Source organism: Microcystis sp. 49638_E5, assembly GCF_021300285.1.
GTDB classification, from domain to species: domain Bacteria; phylum Cyanobacteriota; class Cyanobacteriia; order Cyanobacteriales; family Microcystaceae; genus Microcystis; species Microcystis aeruginosa_C.
In genome coordinates, this window is record NZ_JAJTDH010000011.1 from 80,127 (window position 1) to 97,773 (window position 17,647).

Genomic DNA, 17,647 nt, shown 5'->3' on the forward strand with positions numbered 1-17,647 from the left:
TCAGTCTGCTAAGGTACAAAAGTTATGGGTTTTAGGCACTCATGCAAAAGGGAAGAAAAATAGGTGTACCTTACTAGCTTAGGAAACGCTATAGTTAAACACCGAATTTTGAACAATTATGCAACAATTTATTCAACAGTTAAAAATCGATTTATCCTTGACAGTGATCTAGCAGTTTCATCATTTACTTTCCTAAATATCCTTAGCTAATCATCGCCAATAAACCTTGATAAAAAATCTGAAAACTAGGAGAACAATTATGAGCAGGAGTCATAAATTGAGAAATTTCTCGGGCTGCTTTCACTTTTTCTAAACCTCCTCGATGATACCCAGCTTTTTGAAGTATCTTTTCTAAGTTTTCCCAAGTTCCGCCCGTAATTTCATCGGGTTTTCTGTATTTTGCTTGCTGTCCCACATTAGTAGAAACTTTGGGATAGGCTGAGACTATAGCCTGAATATCACCAAAAAACCAAGCTTCTAGTTCTTCTATAGCAATTCTATTTAACACCTGAAATGTTTTTTTATCTTCACTAATCGTTTTGGTGATCAGTCCTGTTTGTTGGGCAATATTTTCTAACTTTTCTTTGAGCATTTGACAATCTTCATTGTCTCTATCTACAAGAATAATGATTCGATAATCATCGGGTATCCAGCATTGATAGCCTTTTAATCGCTCCGGTAGTTTTTTGATTAAATCGGATTTACCTCGAAAGGCATGAATTTTATAGGTGACATTCTCAAATAATATTTTAGGTAAAATTTGATTTAAACATTCTTGGGTAGAAAATTCTTCAACTAAAAATTCAAGATGCACTTTTTCCCTCCTTTGCTATTAAACTTAAATGCTAGGATTACCCACATCAAAATAGTCCTCCATCCATAATTGACCCAACAAAGCACCATTTTGAATAAATTCCTTAACTCCTTGCATTGCTGAAGTACGTTTAGCTTGAGTAAAACCATTTTCATCTCGATAAAGTACCCAAACCTCCTCTGGTTTCAAACCATCTACAAAAAAGGGAGAATGAGTTGTTACCATTAATTGTGTACTTGCGGTCGCTGCCCGACATTCTTCTGCTAATTCAGGTAATAAACGGGGATGAAGATGATTTTCTGGTTCTTCTATTCCCAGTACTTGCGGAGGGCTTGGATCGTATAATATAGTTAAATAAGCCAACATTTTTAAAGTGCCATCGGAGGCAAATTTGGAAAGAATTGGCTCTTGAAAAGGTGCGTCTTTAATTTGAAGTAAAAGCTGTCCATTCGGCATAATAGATGCTTCGACTTTTTCTAATCTAGGAATTCGACGAGAAAGGGTTTGTAAAATAGATTTTAATCGTTGAGGATGATCTTCTTTTAAATATTGAATAACATTAGGTAAATTGTCACCAGTTGGCGATAATCTTTCTTGCGCTCCTGCTTCTGGTTGAGTGCGAGTATTATCTGCGGTTAAGTAGGAAAGATACCAACTTGTGATAAAACGACGCAAAGCACTAACCCGGGGATGTTTGGCCAATTGTCCGAGGGTACTAACAGCTAAAAATTCTGAGGAGTCTAATCGTTCATAAATTCGTTCATCTTCTTCTTGGGGATTTTCTCCACTAATCACTATTCCTTCCCCTTCTTTAAAGTTTAAAAAGCGATAAGGTTTGCCCCTCGCTCCTTGTCTCCACTGTAACCATTCTTCGGCAACATAAGGGCGATTGTTAGCTTCATTAATAGCCAAATGATAGGTAATTAAAGGTGATGCCAATTTTTCTCGATATTTTAATTCGATAATGATGTAACCTTCTTGTCCTCTGGTTCTTAATTCTTTAAATCTTCCCCGTCTGTCCCAAGCTTTTTTTAAACCAACAGTAAAACATTCAGAGAGGAAAGCAAAGACATCAAATATGGTAGATTTTCCGCTCCCATTAGGACCGAGAAAAACGGTTAAAGGAGCAATGCTTTTTAATTCTAAGTCCTGTAAAGCTCGGTAATTTTGCACGCGCAGATTTTCGATTCGAGGTATAGAGTTTTTAGACATTGATTGTTGCTCTCTGCTGCTTTTAGCTCGTCTTGTCCCAGATTAGCTGTTAATTTTCCCAGTTCCCGCAAAAAACTGGTCAATTTTTAGTAATCTCGCTCTTCTGGACTGGTTATAGCAAATTAGCTCTCCTGATTCTACCGCAATTTTAACAGCGATCAAGTTATACTAAATCTTATTTAACAAGAACGTAGGTTGGGCTTCGGCCGTGAGCTTTTGCCGAACGGTTGAAGCATGAAACCCAACGCTCTCCCGATTCTACCGCACTCCGAGTTTTTTCTTGGGGATAATCTCCTAACTTCTGACTATCCACTGCCGATTACCGCAAAGGATAGCCATTTATTCTATCAGATTGAGAAGATATTAAATATGATAACACTTGTGATTATGTTTTTCACTGCCTTGCTGGCAGTTACGGATTTTACTTACCAAGTTTTGATTCATTTTCCCATACAAATCATCAATTTTTTGGGGTCGTTGTTGTCCTATGGAGTAATCGGACTGATAATTTTTGTCCTAGTGTGGATTGTGGGTGACTGATTTCTCGGTAGAAAAAAATGAGAGAATCAGCCTTAGCCAATTCTCCCGAATTTAAGCCAACTTTTAGTTTTTACTGTTCACTAGCCACTGCTTGGGGTTGTCCTTGCGGTTGGAATTGGAACAGGGAATAAACCACGTTACGACGGATATCAATCATCATTTCTAAAAACATCTCGTAGCCTTCCTGTTTATACTCAATCAGAGGGTCTTTTTGACCGTAACCGCGTAAACCAATCGACTCGCGTAAAGCTTCCATAGCTTGCAGGTGTTCGCGCCATAACATATCGATTTGTTGCAGGATAAAATAACGTTCGGCATCGCGCATTAAACCGGCGCGAATATTATCCACTTGACGTTCTTTAATTTCGTAGGCTTTGCGAACTTCTTCGTGTAGGAACATCTTGATATCATTAACACTCATATCCTCGACATCTTTAGCGGTAATATCTGCCAACAGATAGACGAATTCCTGAGATTTACTAATCAGTTTTTCCAAATCCCATTCTTCCGCCGGCAGTTCGGGATTAACATAAGCCATGACGATTTCATCCATGGTTTTTTCGGCGTATTGCAGCACCTGTTCTTTTAGGTCCATCCCCTCCAAAACCCGACGACGTTCGGCATAAATAGCGCGTCGTTGATTATTCATCACCTCGTCGTATTCAAACACCTGTTTCCTGGCATCATAATAGAAGGTTTCCACTTTTCTTTGCGCTCCTTCCAAGGAACGAGTTAACATTCCCGACTCAATGGGCATATCTTCTTCCACCCGGAAGGCATCCATTAAACCGGCCACGCGGTCGCCCCCAAAAATCCGCAATAAATTGTCTTCTAGGCTTAAAAAGAAGCGTGTAGAACCGGGGTCGCCCTGTCTGCCCGCCCGGCCTCGCAATTGGTTGTCAATACGGCGGGATTCGTGGCGTTCCGTCCCGATAACGTGCAGTCCGCCTCTTTCTACTACTTCATCGTGTTCTTTACCCGTGTAATCTTCATAGGTTTTGCGAATTAATTTATAGACTTCACGTAACTTTTGAATAACTTGGTCATCCGTGGGGGCTTTTTCGGCTGCGATGGCGATTTTTTCTTCTACTTCTAATTCGAGTAAACTTTGAGTTCCGTGGGTATCAACGGCAAATTTAACCGCTTCTTTCAGGGCATTTTCTACCTCTTTCGGTAACTCGGTGGGAAAAATTTCCGCCGAGGCACGCCAGTTTTTTTTCTTCTTACCCGGGGCGAATCCTTGCGGGCGATTGCGTTCTCCTAAACTGGGTAAACTAAAGGCCAGATTGTCATCCTCGGGCATAACTAATTTGGGCATTAAATACTCGCGAATTTTCAATCGGGCCATATAATCGGAGTTACCACCGAGGATGATATCGGTTCCCCGTCCCGCCATGTTTGTGGCAATAGTTACGGCTCCGGCCCGGCCTGCTTGGGCGACGATTTCCGATTCCCTTTCCACGTTTTCCGGACGAGCATTAAGTAAGTTATGGGGAATCTTTCTTTCCTGTAATAATAGCGAAAGCACTTCTGATTTTTCCACACTGGTGGTACCGACTAAAACCGGGCGACCCTGTTCGTGCATTTGTTGACATTCTTCGGCGACGGCGTTCCATTTTGCCTGTTCATTTTTATAGACCACATCGGCTAAATCTTGCCGACGAGAAACGCGATTAGTGGGAATAATTGTTACTTGCAGGTTATAGACTTTTTCTAGTTCCGTTTCTTCGGTTTTGGCCGTCCCGGTCATGCCAGATAATTTCGGATAGAGTAGGAAAAAGTTTTGATAGGTAATCGTGGCTAAGGTTTGGGTTTCCTGTTGAATTTCTACCCCTTCCTTAGCCTCCACTGCCTGATGTAAACCATCGCCCCAACGTCGCCCCGGTAATACCCGTCCCGTGAACTCATCAACGATAACAATTTCACCACTGCGGACGATATAGTTAACGTCTTTTTTCTGGAGTTCTTTGGCACGAATAGCGTTAGAAATATAGTGCGCCCAGGGATTTTCTTGGTCGTATAAATCGGTAACTTCTAATAGTTCTTCCGCTCTTTTAAAGCCTTCATCGGTCATTAAAACGTTACGGTCTTTTTCGTTAACTTCGTAGTCTCCCGGTCCGTCTTCTACTTCTTGGCGCACTAATTGTTTGGCGATTTCGGCGGCGAGAATATATTTTTCTGTGGGTCGATCAATCGCTCCTGATATAATTAATGGGGTTCTCGCTTCATCAATAAGAATGGAGTCCACTTCGTCGATAACGCAGTAGTTAAAGGGTCTTTGGACAACTTCCCCCATCACTGTAGCCATGTTATCGCGCAGATAATCAAAGCCGAGTTCGCTGTTAGTGGTGTAGGTGATGTCACAGGCATAATTTTTCTTTCTTTCTTCCGGACTCATGCCGGATTGAATTAGTCCCACACTTAACCCTAAAAAGCGGTGTACCTGCCCCATCCATTCCGCGTCACGACGGGCGAGATAATCGTTAACGGTGACGACGTGAACCCCTTTTCCGGTCAATCCATTCAAATAAGCGGGGAGTGTGGCAACTAGGGTTTTTCCTTCCCCGGTTTTCATCTCGGCGATTTGTCCTTTGTGGAGTACCATTCCCCCCAATAACTGCACGTCAAAGTGACGCATCCCTAAGACTCGGATTCCCGCTTCCCGGACAATGGCGAAAGCTTCGGGGAGGATTTCCTCGAGAATCTCCTCTCTTTCGTCATAATTTCTTGCTTTGTCCAATCTTTCCTTAAATTCGCTGGTTTTGCTCCTTAATTCCTCATCGGACAGGTTTTTAATGTCTTCTTCCAGCAGGTTGATTTCGGTGACGAGGGGCTGAAATTTTTTAATTTTGCGGGCGTTAGGGTCTCCGAGTAGGGCTTTTAACATAGCAGTTTTTATTCTCTCGCTTCGATTGGCTCTTGATCTGTGGTGTTAACAATTGTATCACTCTCGTTGGGAGTAGAGAGTCATTTATCGGTGAAAAGGGACTCTTGCCAGTGGGCAAAAATTAAGTTAGAGATGGTATCTTAGAGAAAAGAATATGCTCATCTACTTTGATTCCCTAAAACCTTAAAAAACTTAGTATTGCCGACAAAGGAGGGTGAAACCATGACAGAAAGCCTTACCATGGCAGCCCTCTACGGGAAACTCTCAAAAATCGGACTTAAAAAAAATTATGTCCGAAAAAATGGCTTGCCCAGTTGGTGGGATGATGAACTCAATGATAAACCCGTTGCGGTCCTAGAAGGGGCAGGTTATATCGCCAAAAACCTCAATCTTGACCTCTCATCCTTATTAACCCCTCAAGAAAAGGTCAAATTTAATCGACCTCCCCATACTAAATTTAAACAGCACAATAGCCAGAATAACCAACATCCCCATCTAGCACAAGCTTTAGCGAGTCGTTTTGCTGAGTTAATTTCCTTGGGGGTTGAAGTTAATTATACCCCTTTATCTAAGGATGCTAAAACCATCAGGAAAGACATCTTAAGTCACTGGCCAAAGGTTGACTTGACCTCTCTTTTAGACTATTGTTGGTCTCAGGGAATAGCGGTGGGATACTTTGATCATTTTCCTAACAAAACTAAGAAATTTGCTGGATTAATTCAATGGCATTCCACTTGTCCTGTAATTATTCTTAGTTCAAAATATCAACAGTCGGCAAGACTCGCTTTTGACTTAGCGCACGAGTTAGGACATTTAGCATTAGCACATCTAAAAGATGGGGTATTAGTTGATGAAGAGATTAAATTTGATAATGATAGCGAAGAAAAAGAAGCTAATCAATTTGCCACTAAATTACTCCTAGGTGATTATGATAACTGCCTTGGGGATGGGAAATTCCCAAATACTGAAAAATTCAGTAAATATGTTCAAGAACATTTTATCTCTCATCATCCGGATATTGACATAGGTGCAATTATTCTGAACTATGGATGGCATAACAACTACTTTGCTTTACCCATGGCTACTTTAAAAGTATTAGAACCCAACCCAAATGGCAATAAGATTATTAATGAATATTTGGCCAATCAGTTAGACTGGGATAAATTTGATGACGAAACCTACGAGTATCTAGAAAAGGTGTTAGGAGTTTAACCTTGATAGGTTCTGTTTATTGTTTGGATAATGACATTATCCTAAAATTGTCCACCTATAGCTTATTTGAGAAAACCCTCAATACCTTTGGAGTTGAAATTAATCAAGTTAAAATTCTTGAGACATTTAAATATAAATTTAAAAGGGAACCGCAACAAAAAAGGAAGAGAAACCCTGTTAAATATAACCTAGAGGATGCTTTATTTGTGGTTGAAGCCTGCGATAAAATATCAATCAATAATATCAATCAAGAGGATTTTATTCAATTACAGAAAATCGAAGGAATAGATATAGGTGAGGCTATTCTCATCAGTTATGTTAGCTACTTGAATAAACAAAATAATTTAAGCTATTTACTCACGGGAGATAAACGCTGCTTGAAAAATTTAAATGTTCCTGAAACTAATCAGATTACTGGCTATCTTCAAGGTAAAATATGGTGTTTAGAACAATTAATTTTAAAAGACATTGAAATTTATGGATTTCAGTGTATTCAAGAGAAAATTTATCCCGTTTGCGATTGTGACACTAATCTTAAATTTATATTCGGTTATAGCAGAGAATCAGCGGAGCAGGAAGTCAGAGAAGCGTTAAAAACTGAAATTAGGGAATTAAGAAAAGAAACCGGAAACTTACTTTATCCCTACCCTCCAGGATAGCAAAATTAGCTAAAATGAAACGATAGCCGATAATCTCATCCCAACAACTTCACCAAAATATTAACAAGGATGGATAGTATTAACTAAAGATGTAAACATTGGTAGAAATATTTTAGAAGTTCAACAGATAGCTCGTTATCAGGCTCAAGTATTTGTTCTAGTTTCTGGTAATACTAAATCTGGTTATTAAAAACTGATTATTTATTCTCCCTTTTGCCTTTTGCCTCTCCCAATATGTAGCCTATACTCAACGGATTTAGTGTTAATCTTCTCTCACCGGTGGCTTAACTAAAGGGGAAACCACCATATTTATGGATAATTATATCTATAGTTTCCATAATTGCGATCGATTCTCCCAAAATGGAGATAATTTGTTGATAATGTTCTAGGTCATCGTAGCTAAGGTGGCGACCTTTGCGGTCTTTTAGCCACTTCTGACACACTTGATAACCGCCGATATAAAAGTTCCAAATTTGAGGCGGAATCCCCGCAAAATACTGGTCAGAATTAATCGAAATTTGTTGTTTATTTTCGTCATATTTCACCTGTTCTACTAGATTAGAACCCGCCACGGGATAGCTACTAATTTCTTTTCCCGTTGCTTTCATTAGGTGTAAATGTACTAATCTGTCACCTTTTTTGACTAATTCCCAGAATAATTCTTGATTACTGGTTAGGGGAACACGAGGAAAGTCTATTTTTAAAAATTCGGCGTAACGTTGGCGATATTGGGGAGAGTGAAAGACAGCATAGATATAGTTAAAAATGTCTTCTGGTCCAAAGGTTTTCTTTTTGTCTCCTTTGCCATCACTGATAAATTCTAAGTCAAGTTTTGCCGAAAGTTCCTTAATAAATTCAGGCGCTAGATTGGGACGGCGACCATTTGGCGAGTTGGTTGCTTCTGTTTCAAATAGGGTTGGGGTATTGGTTGGGTAAAGATAAAGGGGAAAAATATTAACTCCACCTCTTCTAAAAATATTAGTATCAATGGCATTCTCAAAAACAGTAATCAAGGCCCATTCAGGATCATTAACCGCAATTCCTTGGCGACCTATACCTATACTAATGTTATTCTTATTCATCGTATGCTGAATTATTTCATGCCTCAACCGATTTACTAAAGCATCATGATGATAATAAGGTCTAATATCAAGAGGTCTATATAAACATTGAGTGAAATAAGATTGCCAATTAGATTCAGATGTAAAAGATTTTCTCTTTTGATTTAAATTCCAATCTAAACTGTCTTCCAACTTATATTTATTTTTTATTTCTGAATCATTTATAAGTGTATTTCTAAAGTCATTGATTCGCTCGATTAATTTAGATTTATCAAAATCATAGACAAAGTGATCTCTATGGGTTTTGATGCCAGAACCCTTTGTCAACATGATTGTATCAAGTTCCCAATATTTTTGATATTCATCAGATGAGACTTTGCTCTGAGGATTAAATAGGTAAAAATCTGATTTGGGATTTATAATTTCCCATTCAGTTGAACTAATATCATTTTCATCTAACCAATAATACTTACCTCCAACTAACTCCTTATGCTCTTTCACCTCTCTAACCCCCCACAAATCAGCATGATAAACCTTGGCTAAATCTTGCTGACTATCTTGATACTTAATAAAAAACGCAATCGCTACCCCTTGCTGAATATCAAACACATTTTGATCTGGTGAACCGTCGGGACAAACTTCTTTTTTCTTACTATTCCCATGCAAATCTAAAACATAAATCTCATCAAAAGTCTGCATCAAATTTTGACGCATTCCCCGAAAAGTTGGGTTATCCAAATAACCATGATTTGTAATTAACGCCACAACTCCATAACCAGTTTCCGCTACCCGATACTGAGCAAAGCGAATAAACTTCACATAATCATCTAATAAACCTTTAGGGTTTCTCTCTCCCAATGGTTTTCCATCTAATTGATAATAATCCTTAACCAAATTCACAATCCAAGGGTCAGTATTCATCGACTGATAGGAATAGGGAGGATTGCCTAAAATAACCATAACTGGCATTTCTTGCTTAACATCTTTTGCCGCAGCTGCTTCATCGCGAATGCGATTTAAAAACCCATCAGCAGGGGGAATTTGAAAAGCTTCCTGTAGGGTGTTAGTGAGATAGATTCCCAAGCGTTCATCGGCACTAAAATCATAGCCTAATTCCTGAAGTTGTAAACCTAATTTCATGTGTGCTACGGTGTAGGGAGCCATCAGTAATTCAAACCCAAAGAGACGGGGTAATAAATGTTTACTAACATAACTAGACCACATCCCTTTCTGTTGACGAAAACTATCATAGATATGGTCGATAACAGAGTGTAAAAAAGTGCCTGTTCCCACAGCAGGATCGAGGATTAAAACTTGGTGAACTTCCTGAGTTTCTTGGCTATTATTAGGATTTTTAATAGTAATTTTTTTGGCATCGGCCAAACCTTTAGGAATCTGAAACTTATTTTTTAGAATATAGTCCACACTGCGAACCATGTAAGAAACCACGGGTTCAGGGGTATAATAAACCCCCCTAGACTCACGCATTTTACTATCGTATTCGGCTAAAAAAGTCTCATAAAAGTGAACCACAGGATCCTGCTTGCGCGTGCGTTTTCCAAAGCTGCTAAGAATCCCCTCCATGTCCGTTTGTTGTAAAATATTGGCTAGAGTATCCACGGCCCAAGTAATCCGCTCATCTAATTCTGTACCAGCAATTTGATGAAAAATTCCCCGCAAAAAAGGGTTAGTTTTCGGTAGTCGAAATGCTGCCGTTTCCCTGGAAAAAGAACTTATTTGATCCGTATTACAGCGCGCTGCAAATAAACCATAACAGATTGTTTGTGCATACATATCCGCGAACTGTGCTTCATTGAGATCACTAATTAAAACTCGTTGAAAAGATTGCAATTGTTGCCGCAACATTCCCCCGCAATCTTGATCTTTTAAAGCTTGACCGATTGCATCTCGAATTAACTGCGCTAAAGCGGCCATTTTTTTGGCTAATTCTCGCGGTGTTGTTATCTGAATAACTTTTGAGAGGAAAAATTGACAGAACAATTGTTCTACTTGTAAAATCCCCTGGGAATCAGGTTTAATTTGCTTTTTTTGATTAAGACTTGCCACGGCAGCTGATAGACGCAATTCTCCCGATACATACCAACGAAATTCTAAATGATCGGTGATAATTAAATTACCCAAAGCCTGTAAATAACGTTTTATTTGGGGAGTATTTTCAACCTTTTTGAGAGAAGTTCCGATATCTTTTGCTTCCAGATGACCAATTTCTACCATACCCTGATTAATCACAAAATCCGGAGCGCCACAAGCAATCCTTTTGGGTTCATTGAGAGCTTGTAGGTTATTATTTAGGGATTCAATTAATTTTTTTAAAGCAGGACGATAACTGTGTTCTGTGGCGTTACCCTGTTGATAAATGCCTGTGATTTCCTCTAGATATTTTGGCAGTGAATTACTCATTATCGTTGCGACATACAAACGTTCTTCTATAGATAAAATATAACCTCATTTAGCCCCCAATGTCCACTGAGATGCCCTCATCCTGCTTTATCCCTATCCTCAAGGATACCAAAATTAGCTAAAATGAAATAATAGGCGATAATCTCATCCTAACAACTTCACCAAAATATTAACGATGGTCAAAGCATCATCTCCCTTATCTCTAGAGCATCTCTATCATGTTCCCACCTACACTATAGCCGATACTGCGCGCTATCTCCATATTCCTTTGCCCACTCTGAGAACGTGGGTACGAGGACGCACCTACCCCACAAAAAAAGGACAAAAAGAGTTTTTACCCCTCATTCAACGACCTAATCCGAATATTCCGCAACTTTCCTTTACTAACTTAGTGGAAGCGCACGTTTTAAGAGTTATTCGCAAAGTTCATAACATCCCTCTCGATAAAGTTAGACTTGCCCTAGACTATATTAGTGAACAATTTAACACCGATCATCCTCTAGTTCAAAAACAATTTAGTACCGATGGAACTGACCTTTTTATTGAACAATTTGAACATTTAATTAATGCCTCCCGCTCGGGACAATTGACGATGAAACAATTCTTAAATAATCTCTTAACTCGTATTGAATGGGATGAACAAGATATCGCCACACGGCTTTTTCCCACTATCGACATAAATGGGGAAGACTTCAGCAATAAAGTCCTAAAGATAGACCCTAATATTTCCTTCGGAAAACCCGTGATCACAGGAACAGGAATTCCCACTAAAGTTGTCACAGAACTTTATGATGCGGGGGACTCTATAGAAGATATTGCCAATGATTATAATTGTCAACCTTGGCAAATTGAAAAAGCGATTTTATTCGAGTGCAATTGGCAAGCGGCATGACCTATCAATACACCTATTTTATAGACCGCGCTTTAGGAAAGTCTATCGGTGAAGCTTTGCAAGAAATAGGGGTTAAAATTGAATTTCATCATGCCCATTTTGCCCCAGATGCACCGGATACAGATTGGCTACCTATTGTTAGTCAAAGAGGATGGATAGTATTAACTAAAGATGTAAACATTGGTAGAAATATTTTAGAAGTTCAACAGATAGCCCGTTATCAGGCTCAAGTATTTGTTCTAGTTTCTGGCAACTTACCTCGTCAAACTATGATTAATATTTTTGTCGAAACAATCGATAAAATCGAAAGAATAAACCAAGATAATTAAGCTCCTTTTATCGCCAAAATATACCAAAATTTTCAAGTCAAATTGTGGAAAAATAAAAATGAATTAACCAGAATACTAGAAACTATGTAAAACTTATTAAAATATTTTTTATTCAGTAAAAAATTACAGCTAAATTTGTTGACAATATTCTCACCATTACCTCTGATGCAATTGTCGAAATTGTCTGAGCAGTGAACTGGTTCAATCAACTTCTTAATCCCCCCACTTGCTGTTAAATTTATCTCCGTTCACTTCACCCAGGGGAAGGGGGGACTTCTGGCGAGATTTGAGTTAAACTAGAAAGGTTGACTATTGACAAACATCGATCGCACAGGAGTAAATTATGTCTAGAGTCTGTACTATGACGGGGAAAAAGGCCAATAACGCCTATGCGGTGTCCCACTCCCACCGTCGCACCAAAAAATTACAAGAAGCTAACCTACAATGGAAAAGAGTTTGGTGGTCGGAAGGCAACCGTTGGGTAAAACTACGCATCTCTACCAAAGCTATCAAAACCATTGAAAAGAAAGGATTAGCCGTCTTCGCTAGAGAAGTAGGCTTAAACTTGAATTTGTACTAAGCGAGTAGTTCATAAGTAGAGACGAATCGGCTGTATGGTTGACTCCTCTGCTTTTGATTATTAAGTATTGCAACAGGCCGTGATGTGGGGTGAAAACTACCTTTAAGATTAAAAACTTAAAACGACCTGTTCAGGAGAATTTCAATGTACTCAACCCTATTAATGGCCGCCACCGCCGTGCAAGGTTCCAGCGAATGGAGTCCCAAAGTGGCGATTGTCATGATTATCTGCAATATTCTCGCTATTGCTTTCGGTAAAGCGACTATTAAACAACAAAATGTCGGTCCTGCTTTACCTTCCCCCGCTTTATTCGGTGGTATGGGATTAGGCGCTTTACTGGGTACTACCAGTTTTGGTCATGTCCTCGGCGCCGGTGTCATCCTCGGTCTTTCCCGTCTGGGAGTTATCTAAATATGTTTTGATTTTCTCAATCGGTGGCCAAAAGTCACCGATTTCTTTTGTGAAAAATTCTGGACTATATAAGTAGGTAGGTGTTAAAAATTATCAGATGCCCCCCTTATTAAGGGGGGATTAAAGGGGGGACTAAGGGGGGATCGGCACCCCCCTTATCAAGGGGGGCAGGGGGGATCGGCACCCCCCTTATCAAGGGTAGGGTTGATTCATGAATCAACCCTACCTTATCAAGGGGGGATATAGGGGGGATTTAATTAGAACCACTTACTTATAATAAATATGACCTTACCTCAAAAAAATTCTTTTTGGTACGATGAGCGATTTCAGAAGATTTTTCTACAGGTAATTATCCTGCTAATTGTCTGCCTAATTTTCTGGTTTTTTGGCCGCAATTTAGTGATTAATTTCCAACGCCTACGCTTAAGTTTTGGCTTTGGCTTTCTCTTTGATCCTGACCGACCAGCCTCTTTTGCGATTGGTGACTCTCCTATTGCCTACAGTCCCACCGATACCTATTTTCGCGCTCTTTTGGTGGGATTAGTTAATTCCCTCCGCATTATGATTACTGGCATATTTTTGGCGATTAGTCTGGGAATAGTCATCGGGTTAGGTCGCTTGTCGGATAATTGGTTAATTCGTCAGTTGGCAACAATTTATGTGGAAACTATTCGCAATACTCCTTTATTATTACAATTATTTTTCTGGTATTTTGCTGTATTTCTGAAACTGCCGAAAGTTGAGGACTCTCTAGAGTTTTTTGGCAGGGTATTTTTAAATAACTCAGGAGTCTATTTACCTTTTCCCGCTAATAGTTTCAGGACATGGTTAGCCTTAGCTATCATTGCTTTAGGAATAATTATCTCAGTATTTTTATGTCTAAAAAATAAACTTAGTTTATGTCTAACTAGCCTACTAATCCTAGTTATAATTCCTCTAATCTGGGGTTTACAATGGCAAAGTCCCCAAGTTAATCCTCTTAATCAAAATATTGACTTTGGTTTACATCTTTCTTCTGAGTTTGCTACTCTCTTAATCGGTTTAACTGTTTATACAGCTGCCTTTATTGCGGAAACGGTACGGGGGGGGATTCAATCGGTTAATCGGGGACAATGGGAAGCAGCTAAAGCCTTGGGATTAAAACCTTTATTAGTGATGAGATTAGTAATTTTTCCCCAAGCTTTGCCAGTGATTATTCCTCCTTTAACTAATGAATGTTTAAACCTGGTTAAAAACTCTAGTTTAGCGATCGCTATTGGTTATAATGATATTTATGCTATCTCTAGTACCATCGCTAATCAGACGGGAAAATCTGTAGAGATGTTAATAGTAGTTATGGCCACCTATTTATTCTTTAATCTGGTGATTTCTCTGGCTATGAATCAATTAAATCAACGGGTAAAAATTCAGGAAAGATAGGGTGTGTTAGCAAGCGCCTAACGCACCGAATCGCACCAGAATTTAGCGATAAAGTAACTAATGAGCATTAGCAGAATATAAAGCGGTGATAATTGCTGTCACCGCAGGACTAAGACTAGATAAAACCACCACAGAAGCGGTGGCAATGATGATAGTAGTAGCCATTCTCACCATACCATCTGTACCTTTTTGATAGGCATCAAATTTATAATCTAAGCGGTCAACTTTTTGACCAAGTTCTTCTCGCAATTGAATCAACGCCGCTCTGATGTCATCATTACTGGGATTTTCGGGAATTTGCATGACCTTGATTAGCAATCAACTAACAACCGCCTATATTATAGCAGTTCTTAGCCATAAATTACAATTTTTTATCAGGAGGAGGAGTCAATCGCCAGCGCACTAAAAAACTATCAATACTTTCTAAACATTCCAAGTCATCTTTAGGTAAATAAGGATTTTTTGACAAGAAAGAAAAAGCCTGGTGACACTCTTGACTATCAGCTTGAATCGGACTAGCAAAATGACAAGGAATAACCTGTTTAATCGGCCATTGGCAAATTCTATCAACCCATTGACTCACCTCGTCAGTATTGCGATTAAGAATCAAAGTTTGCAAAATTGGCGCTACTATTAACCTCCCCTCGCGACGCAAATTTAAAAAAGTCTTTTGCCAATCATCACCCCATTGAAAAGGGAATAAACCAAAATAGGCTTTTTTACTCCTTTCCTGAGCAGTAAAAGCATCTCTGAACACCTTAATCCAATTGGGAACAGCTAAAACAGGAGGTTGAAAATAAAGAGCAAAAAGACAAATTCTCTGCCAACCCCGACGGCGATTTTCTGGGGTATCCTCTACCAGATCCTTAGCACTATTTTTAGCGTGAAACAGCAGCGGATAGGGGTCTAATTCTAAAATAGCGGGGGGATTTTCTGGGATAGAAATAATGCCATCAGTCAGCAGCAGAGTTTGAGAGTAGTGATGAAAAAAAGCCACTTCCGAGAAGTATCCCACATTCAGATCAATTGCGGGTAAAATTTCATAACTAAAATCTTTTCCAAAAGGAGTGGTTGCCGAGTCAGCAGGTAAAATTTCTGTTCGTTTTGCCGGTAAACCCAACCAACTCAAAGGTAAATTAAGAGGAAAACTCCATTGATTAGGAGCAACATAAACTATAGCCTTAGGAAAATAACGGGCAAAAGGACCGACAAAAACCTTATGTTCAATGCCAGAAATCGTCGGTAAAATAATATATTTAACTTCCCCGTGTTCACTTTCCAACTCACGCATTAAGCGAATACATTCAGGAGTCGGGGCCACTGGTGCATAAACAAATAAACCCCCGGATGCTAACTTAATTACCGTCATGCGAATCGGCACAACCACATAGAAAATACCCTGCAATTGCTCAAATGTCCAGAGCGTATCTTTCACCACTTCTTGGCGAATTGTCCGTCTTTGACCGTAGGGATAAAGTGGTACAATTGGCCAAAAAGGCCATGATAAATCTTGCGGACTAATTGCGGCTTTTGTCATCGTCTGATTCTATCGCTGAAAATCTCTATTTTAGTTATCATAAACCCTTCTAATCCCCATGACTGATAAACTGCCCATTGATTCTTTGGTCAATACTTGGAATAGTCTCACGGGGGAAGTGATGAAAAGACTCCCCATCGACCAGTTGACTAATACTGTCCTGCAATGGTTTAGTGTTAGTGACACTCAAGTGGCGGAAATTTTAGAAAAAGTCCGTCAAGAATTACCCACCACCGAGGCGCTGTTAATCGGCAAACCGCAAACGGGAAAAAGTTCGATTATTCGGGGAATAACGGGAGTTTCGGCGGAAATCGTCGGGCAAGGTTTCCGTCCCCACACCCAAAACACCCAGCGCTACACCTACCCCGCGGAAGACTTACCCCTGTTGATTTTTACCGATACGGTGGGGTTAGGGGATGCCTATCAACACACAGACAGGGTAATCGCGGAATTATTAGCAGATTTAGCCGAAAACACGGGACGCGCCCAAGTTTTTATCGTGACGGTAAAAATTGATGATTTTGCCACCGATAGCCTTCTGGAAATTACCAGACAACTGCGGCAAAAATACCCTAAAATCCCCTGTTTACTGGCTGTAACCTGCCTTCATCAGCTTTATACTCCTAATACCGCCGATCATCCCCCTTATCCTCCCGATTGCGAGAATATCAATCGCGCCTATCAAGAAATTAAAGAAACTTTTAAGGATTTATATGACAATTCTGTGCTAATAGACTTTACCCTAGAGGAAGACGGTTACAACCCCGTTTTTTACGGTTTAGAGGCATTTAGAGACAATTTAGCTGATTTATTGCCAAAAGCCGAGGCTAACACCATCCACCAACTTTTAGATCGGGAAACCAGCAATAAATTAGGCAATCTCTATCGGGACGTGGCCCGACGCTATATGTTAGCCTTTTCCGTCATAGCGGCAACCTTGGCGGCGATTCCCTTACCCTTAGCGACTATGCCCGTGTTAACCGCCCTACAAGTGTCAATGGTGGGGGTTTTAGGCAAATTATACGGTCAAGTCTTAACCCCATCCCAAGCCGGTGGAGTCGTCAGTGCGATCGCTGGCGGCTTTTTGGCCCAGGCCATCGGTCGGGAATTGGTGAAATTTATCCCCGGTTTTGGCAGTGTCATCGCCGCTTCTTGGTCCGCTGCCTATACCTGGGCCCTAGGAGAGGGCGCTTGTGTCTATTTTGGCGATTTAATGGGGGGTAAAAAACCCGATCCTAAGAGGATTCAAAGGGTTATGAAAGAGGCTTTTTCTGCTGCCCAAGAAAGATTTAAAAATGTCGCTACGCGAGGAGATAATTGATCGGTATTCAAAGAATATAGTCATTTCACATAAATCTGATCCACTCTAGTGGATTGTTTCAGCTAATTTGGTGCAATAGATTCTCCCGATTCCTCCTCCTCAAAAACTGGATAAAGATGTTTCAGCTTGACCCTAGCATCGCTGGTCGTAAACGTCCATATTACTGTAGATGCAGTCTGATTACGTTCTTTTTGCCAGGTTTCTATCTCCCTTTTTAGTTCTTCCTTGCTAGAAATCCTGGCTCTTCGGGAATTGTTATGCAAATAATTAACTTAAAATAAAATTCGATGAGAGCGCCTACGCTCAAAAGTATCTGAAATCCATATAGGGAAGGACTTAAGGCATCAACAGG

At 39.9% G+C, this 17,647-nt stretch carries 14 protein-coding genes and 3 pseudogenes; 9 read left to right on the forward strand and 8 right to left on the reverse strand.

Annotated features, from left to right (window positions below):
* Window positions 1-202 precede the first annotated feature (202 nt).
* From LW728_RS05260 to secA, 4 genes are all read right to left on the reverse strand, one after another.
* On the reverse strand, window positions 203-814 hold the full coding sequence (locus LW728_RS05260; RefSeq protein ID WP_002799501.1) for a DUF4276 family protein: 612 nt from the start codon (window positions 812-814) through the stop codon (window positions 203-205).
* A 24-nt stretch (window positions 815-838) separates the two neighbouring features.
* On the reverse strand, window positions 839-2,026 hold the full coding sequence (locus LW728_RS05265; protein WP_287665984.1) for an AAA family ATPase: 1,188 nt from the start codon (window positions 2,024-2,026) through the stop codon (window positions 839-841).
* A 175-nt stretch (window positions 2,027-2,201) separates the two neighbouring features.
* Window positions 2,202-2,339 carry a hypothetical protein gene (locus LW728_RS05270; RefSeq protein WP_284526030.1) on the reverse strand — a complete coding sequence of 46 codons (138 nt, stop codon included), beginning with the start codon at window positions 2,337-2,339 and terminating at the stop codon, window positions 2,202-2,204.
* 297 nt (window positions 2,340-2,636) lie between these two features.
* Window positions 2,637-5,453: a preprotein translocase subunit SecA gene (gene secA, locus LW728_RS05275; protein WP_287665992.1), complete on the reverse strand. Its 2,817-nt coding sequence runs from the start codon at window positions 5,451-5,453 to the stop codon at window positions 2,637-2,639.
* Window positions 5,454-5,675: 222 nt separating this feature from the next.
* Here secA and LW728_RS05280 point away from each other — a divergent pair, with 222 nt between their 5' ends.
* The 3 genes and pseudogenes from LW728_RS05280 to LW728_RS23345 all read left to right on the forward strand — a co-directional run.
* Window positions 5,676-6,665 (forward strand): ImmA/IrrE family metallo-endopeptidase, encoded by a 990-nt coding sequence (locus LW728_RS05280; RefSeq protein ID WP_287665995.1) that lies wholly within the window; start codon window positions 5,676-5,678, stop codon window positions 6,663-6,665.
* A 2-nt stretch (window positions 6,666-6,667) separates the two neighbouring features.
* Complete coding sequence (locus LW728_RS05285) at window positions 6,668-7,324, forward strand: hypothetical protein (protein ID WP_287765557.1); 657 nt, start codon at window positions 6,668-6,670, stop codon at window positions 7,322-7,324.
* A 64-nt stretch (window positions 7,325-7,388) separates the two neighbouring features.
* Window positions 7,389-7,496: pseudogene (locus LW728_RS23345) on the forward strand (PIN-like domain-containing protein); the annotation flags it as partial.
* A 112-nt stretch (window positions 7,497-7,608) separates the two neighbouring features.
* Here LW728_RS23345 and LW728_RS05290 read toward each other — a convergent pair.
* Entirely contained in the window at window positions 7,609-10,806 is a 3,198-nt protein-coding gene (locus tag LW728_RS05290; protein ID WP_287765559.1) for a type ISP restriction/modification enzyme, read from the reverse strand.
* 175 nt (window positions 10,807-10,981) lie between these two features.
* Between LW728_RS05290 and LW728_RS05295 the strand changes: the two genes are divergently transcribed.
* The 5 genes and pseudogenes from LW728_RS05295 (at window position 10,982) to LW728_RS05315 (ending at window position 14,437) form a co-directional block, all read left to right on the forward strand.
* Window positions 10,982-11,698: a DUF433 domain-containing protein gene (locus LW728_RS05295; RefSeq protein ID WP_002760746.1), complete on the forward strand. Its 717-nt coding sequence runs from the start codon at window positions 10,982-10,984 to the stop codon at window positions 11,696-11,698.
* A pseudogene (locus LW728_RS05300) lies at window positions 11,695-12,117 on the forward strand (PIN-like domain-containing protein). Before LW728_RS05295 ends, LW728_RS05300 begins: the two are co-directional and overlap by 4 nt.
* Window positions 12,118-12,370: 253 nt before the next feature.
* On the forward strand, window positions 12,371-12,607 hold the full coding sequence (gene rpmB, locus LW728_RS05305) for a 50S ribosomal protein L28 (protein ID WP_002732080.1): 237 nt from the start codon (window positions 12,371-12,373) through the stop codon (window positions 12,605-12,607).
* Window positions 12,608-12,751: 144 nt separating this feature from the next.
* Window positions 12,752-13,018, forward strand: coding sequence for a photosystem I reaction center subunit PsaK (gene psaK / locus LW728_RS05310; protein ID WP_002734065.1), 267 nt, complete (start codon window positions 12,752-12,754; stop codon window positions 13,016-13,018).
* Between the two features lie 282 nt (window positions 13,019-13,300).
* Window positions 13,301-14,437, forward strand: a complete 1,137-nt coding sequence (locus LW728_RS05315) for an amino acid ABC transporter permease (RefSeq protein WP_287670426.1) — start codon at window positions 13,301-13,303, stop codon at window positions 14,435-14,437.
* A gap of 57 nt (window positions 14,438-14,494) precedes the next feature.
* Here the strand turns inward: LW728_RS05315 and LW728_RS05320 are convergent, their stop codons facing one another.
* Together LW728_RS05320 and LW728_RS05325 are read right to left on the reverse strand one after the other, a co-directional pair.
* The gene (locus LW728_RS05320; protein WP_002800439.1) at window positions 14,495-14,740 is read right to left on the reverse strand and encodes a ssr2422 family thylakoid membrane protein; all 246 of its coding nucleotides are present in this window, start codon (window positions 14,738-14,740) and stop codon (window positions 14,495-14,497) included.
* Window positions 14,741-14,798: 58 nt separating this feature from the next.
* The gene (locus tag LW728_RS05325; RefSeq protein WP_287765561.1) at window positions 14,799-15,974 is read right to left on the reverse strand and encodes a DUF4336 domain-containing protein; all 1,176 of its coding nucleotides are present in this window, start codon (window positions 15,972-15,974) and stop codon (window positions 14,799-14,801) included.
* A gap of 58 nt (window positions 15,975-16,032) precedes the next feature.
* Between LW728_RS05325 and LW728_RS05330 the strand changes: the two genes are divergently transcribed.
* A complete protein-coding gene (locus LW728_RS05330) occupies window positions 16,033-17,295 on the forward strand; it encodes a YcjF family protein (RefSeq protein ID WP_287765562.1) in 1,263 nt (420 codons plus the stop codon).
* Window positions 17,296-17,357: 62 nt separating this feature from the next.
* On the opposite strand, the pseudogene LW728_RS05335 reads toward LW728_RS05330, so the two are convergent.
* Window positions 17,358-17,534 (reverse strand): annotated as a pseudogene (locus tag LW728_RS05335) (IS630-like element ISMae25 family transposase); the annotation flags it as partial.
* Window positions 17,535-17,647: the final 113 nt, after the last annotated feature.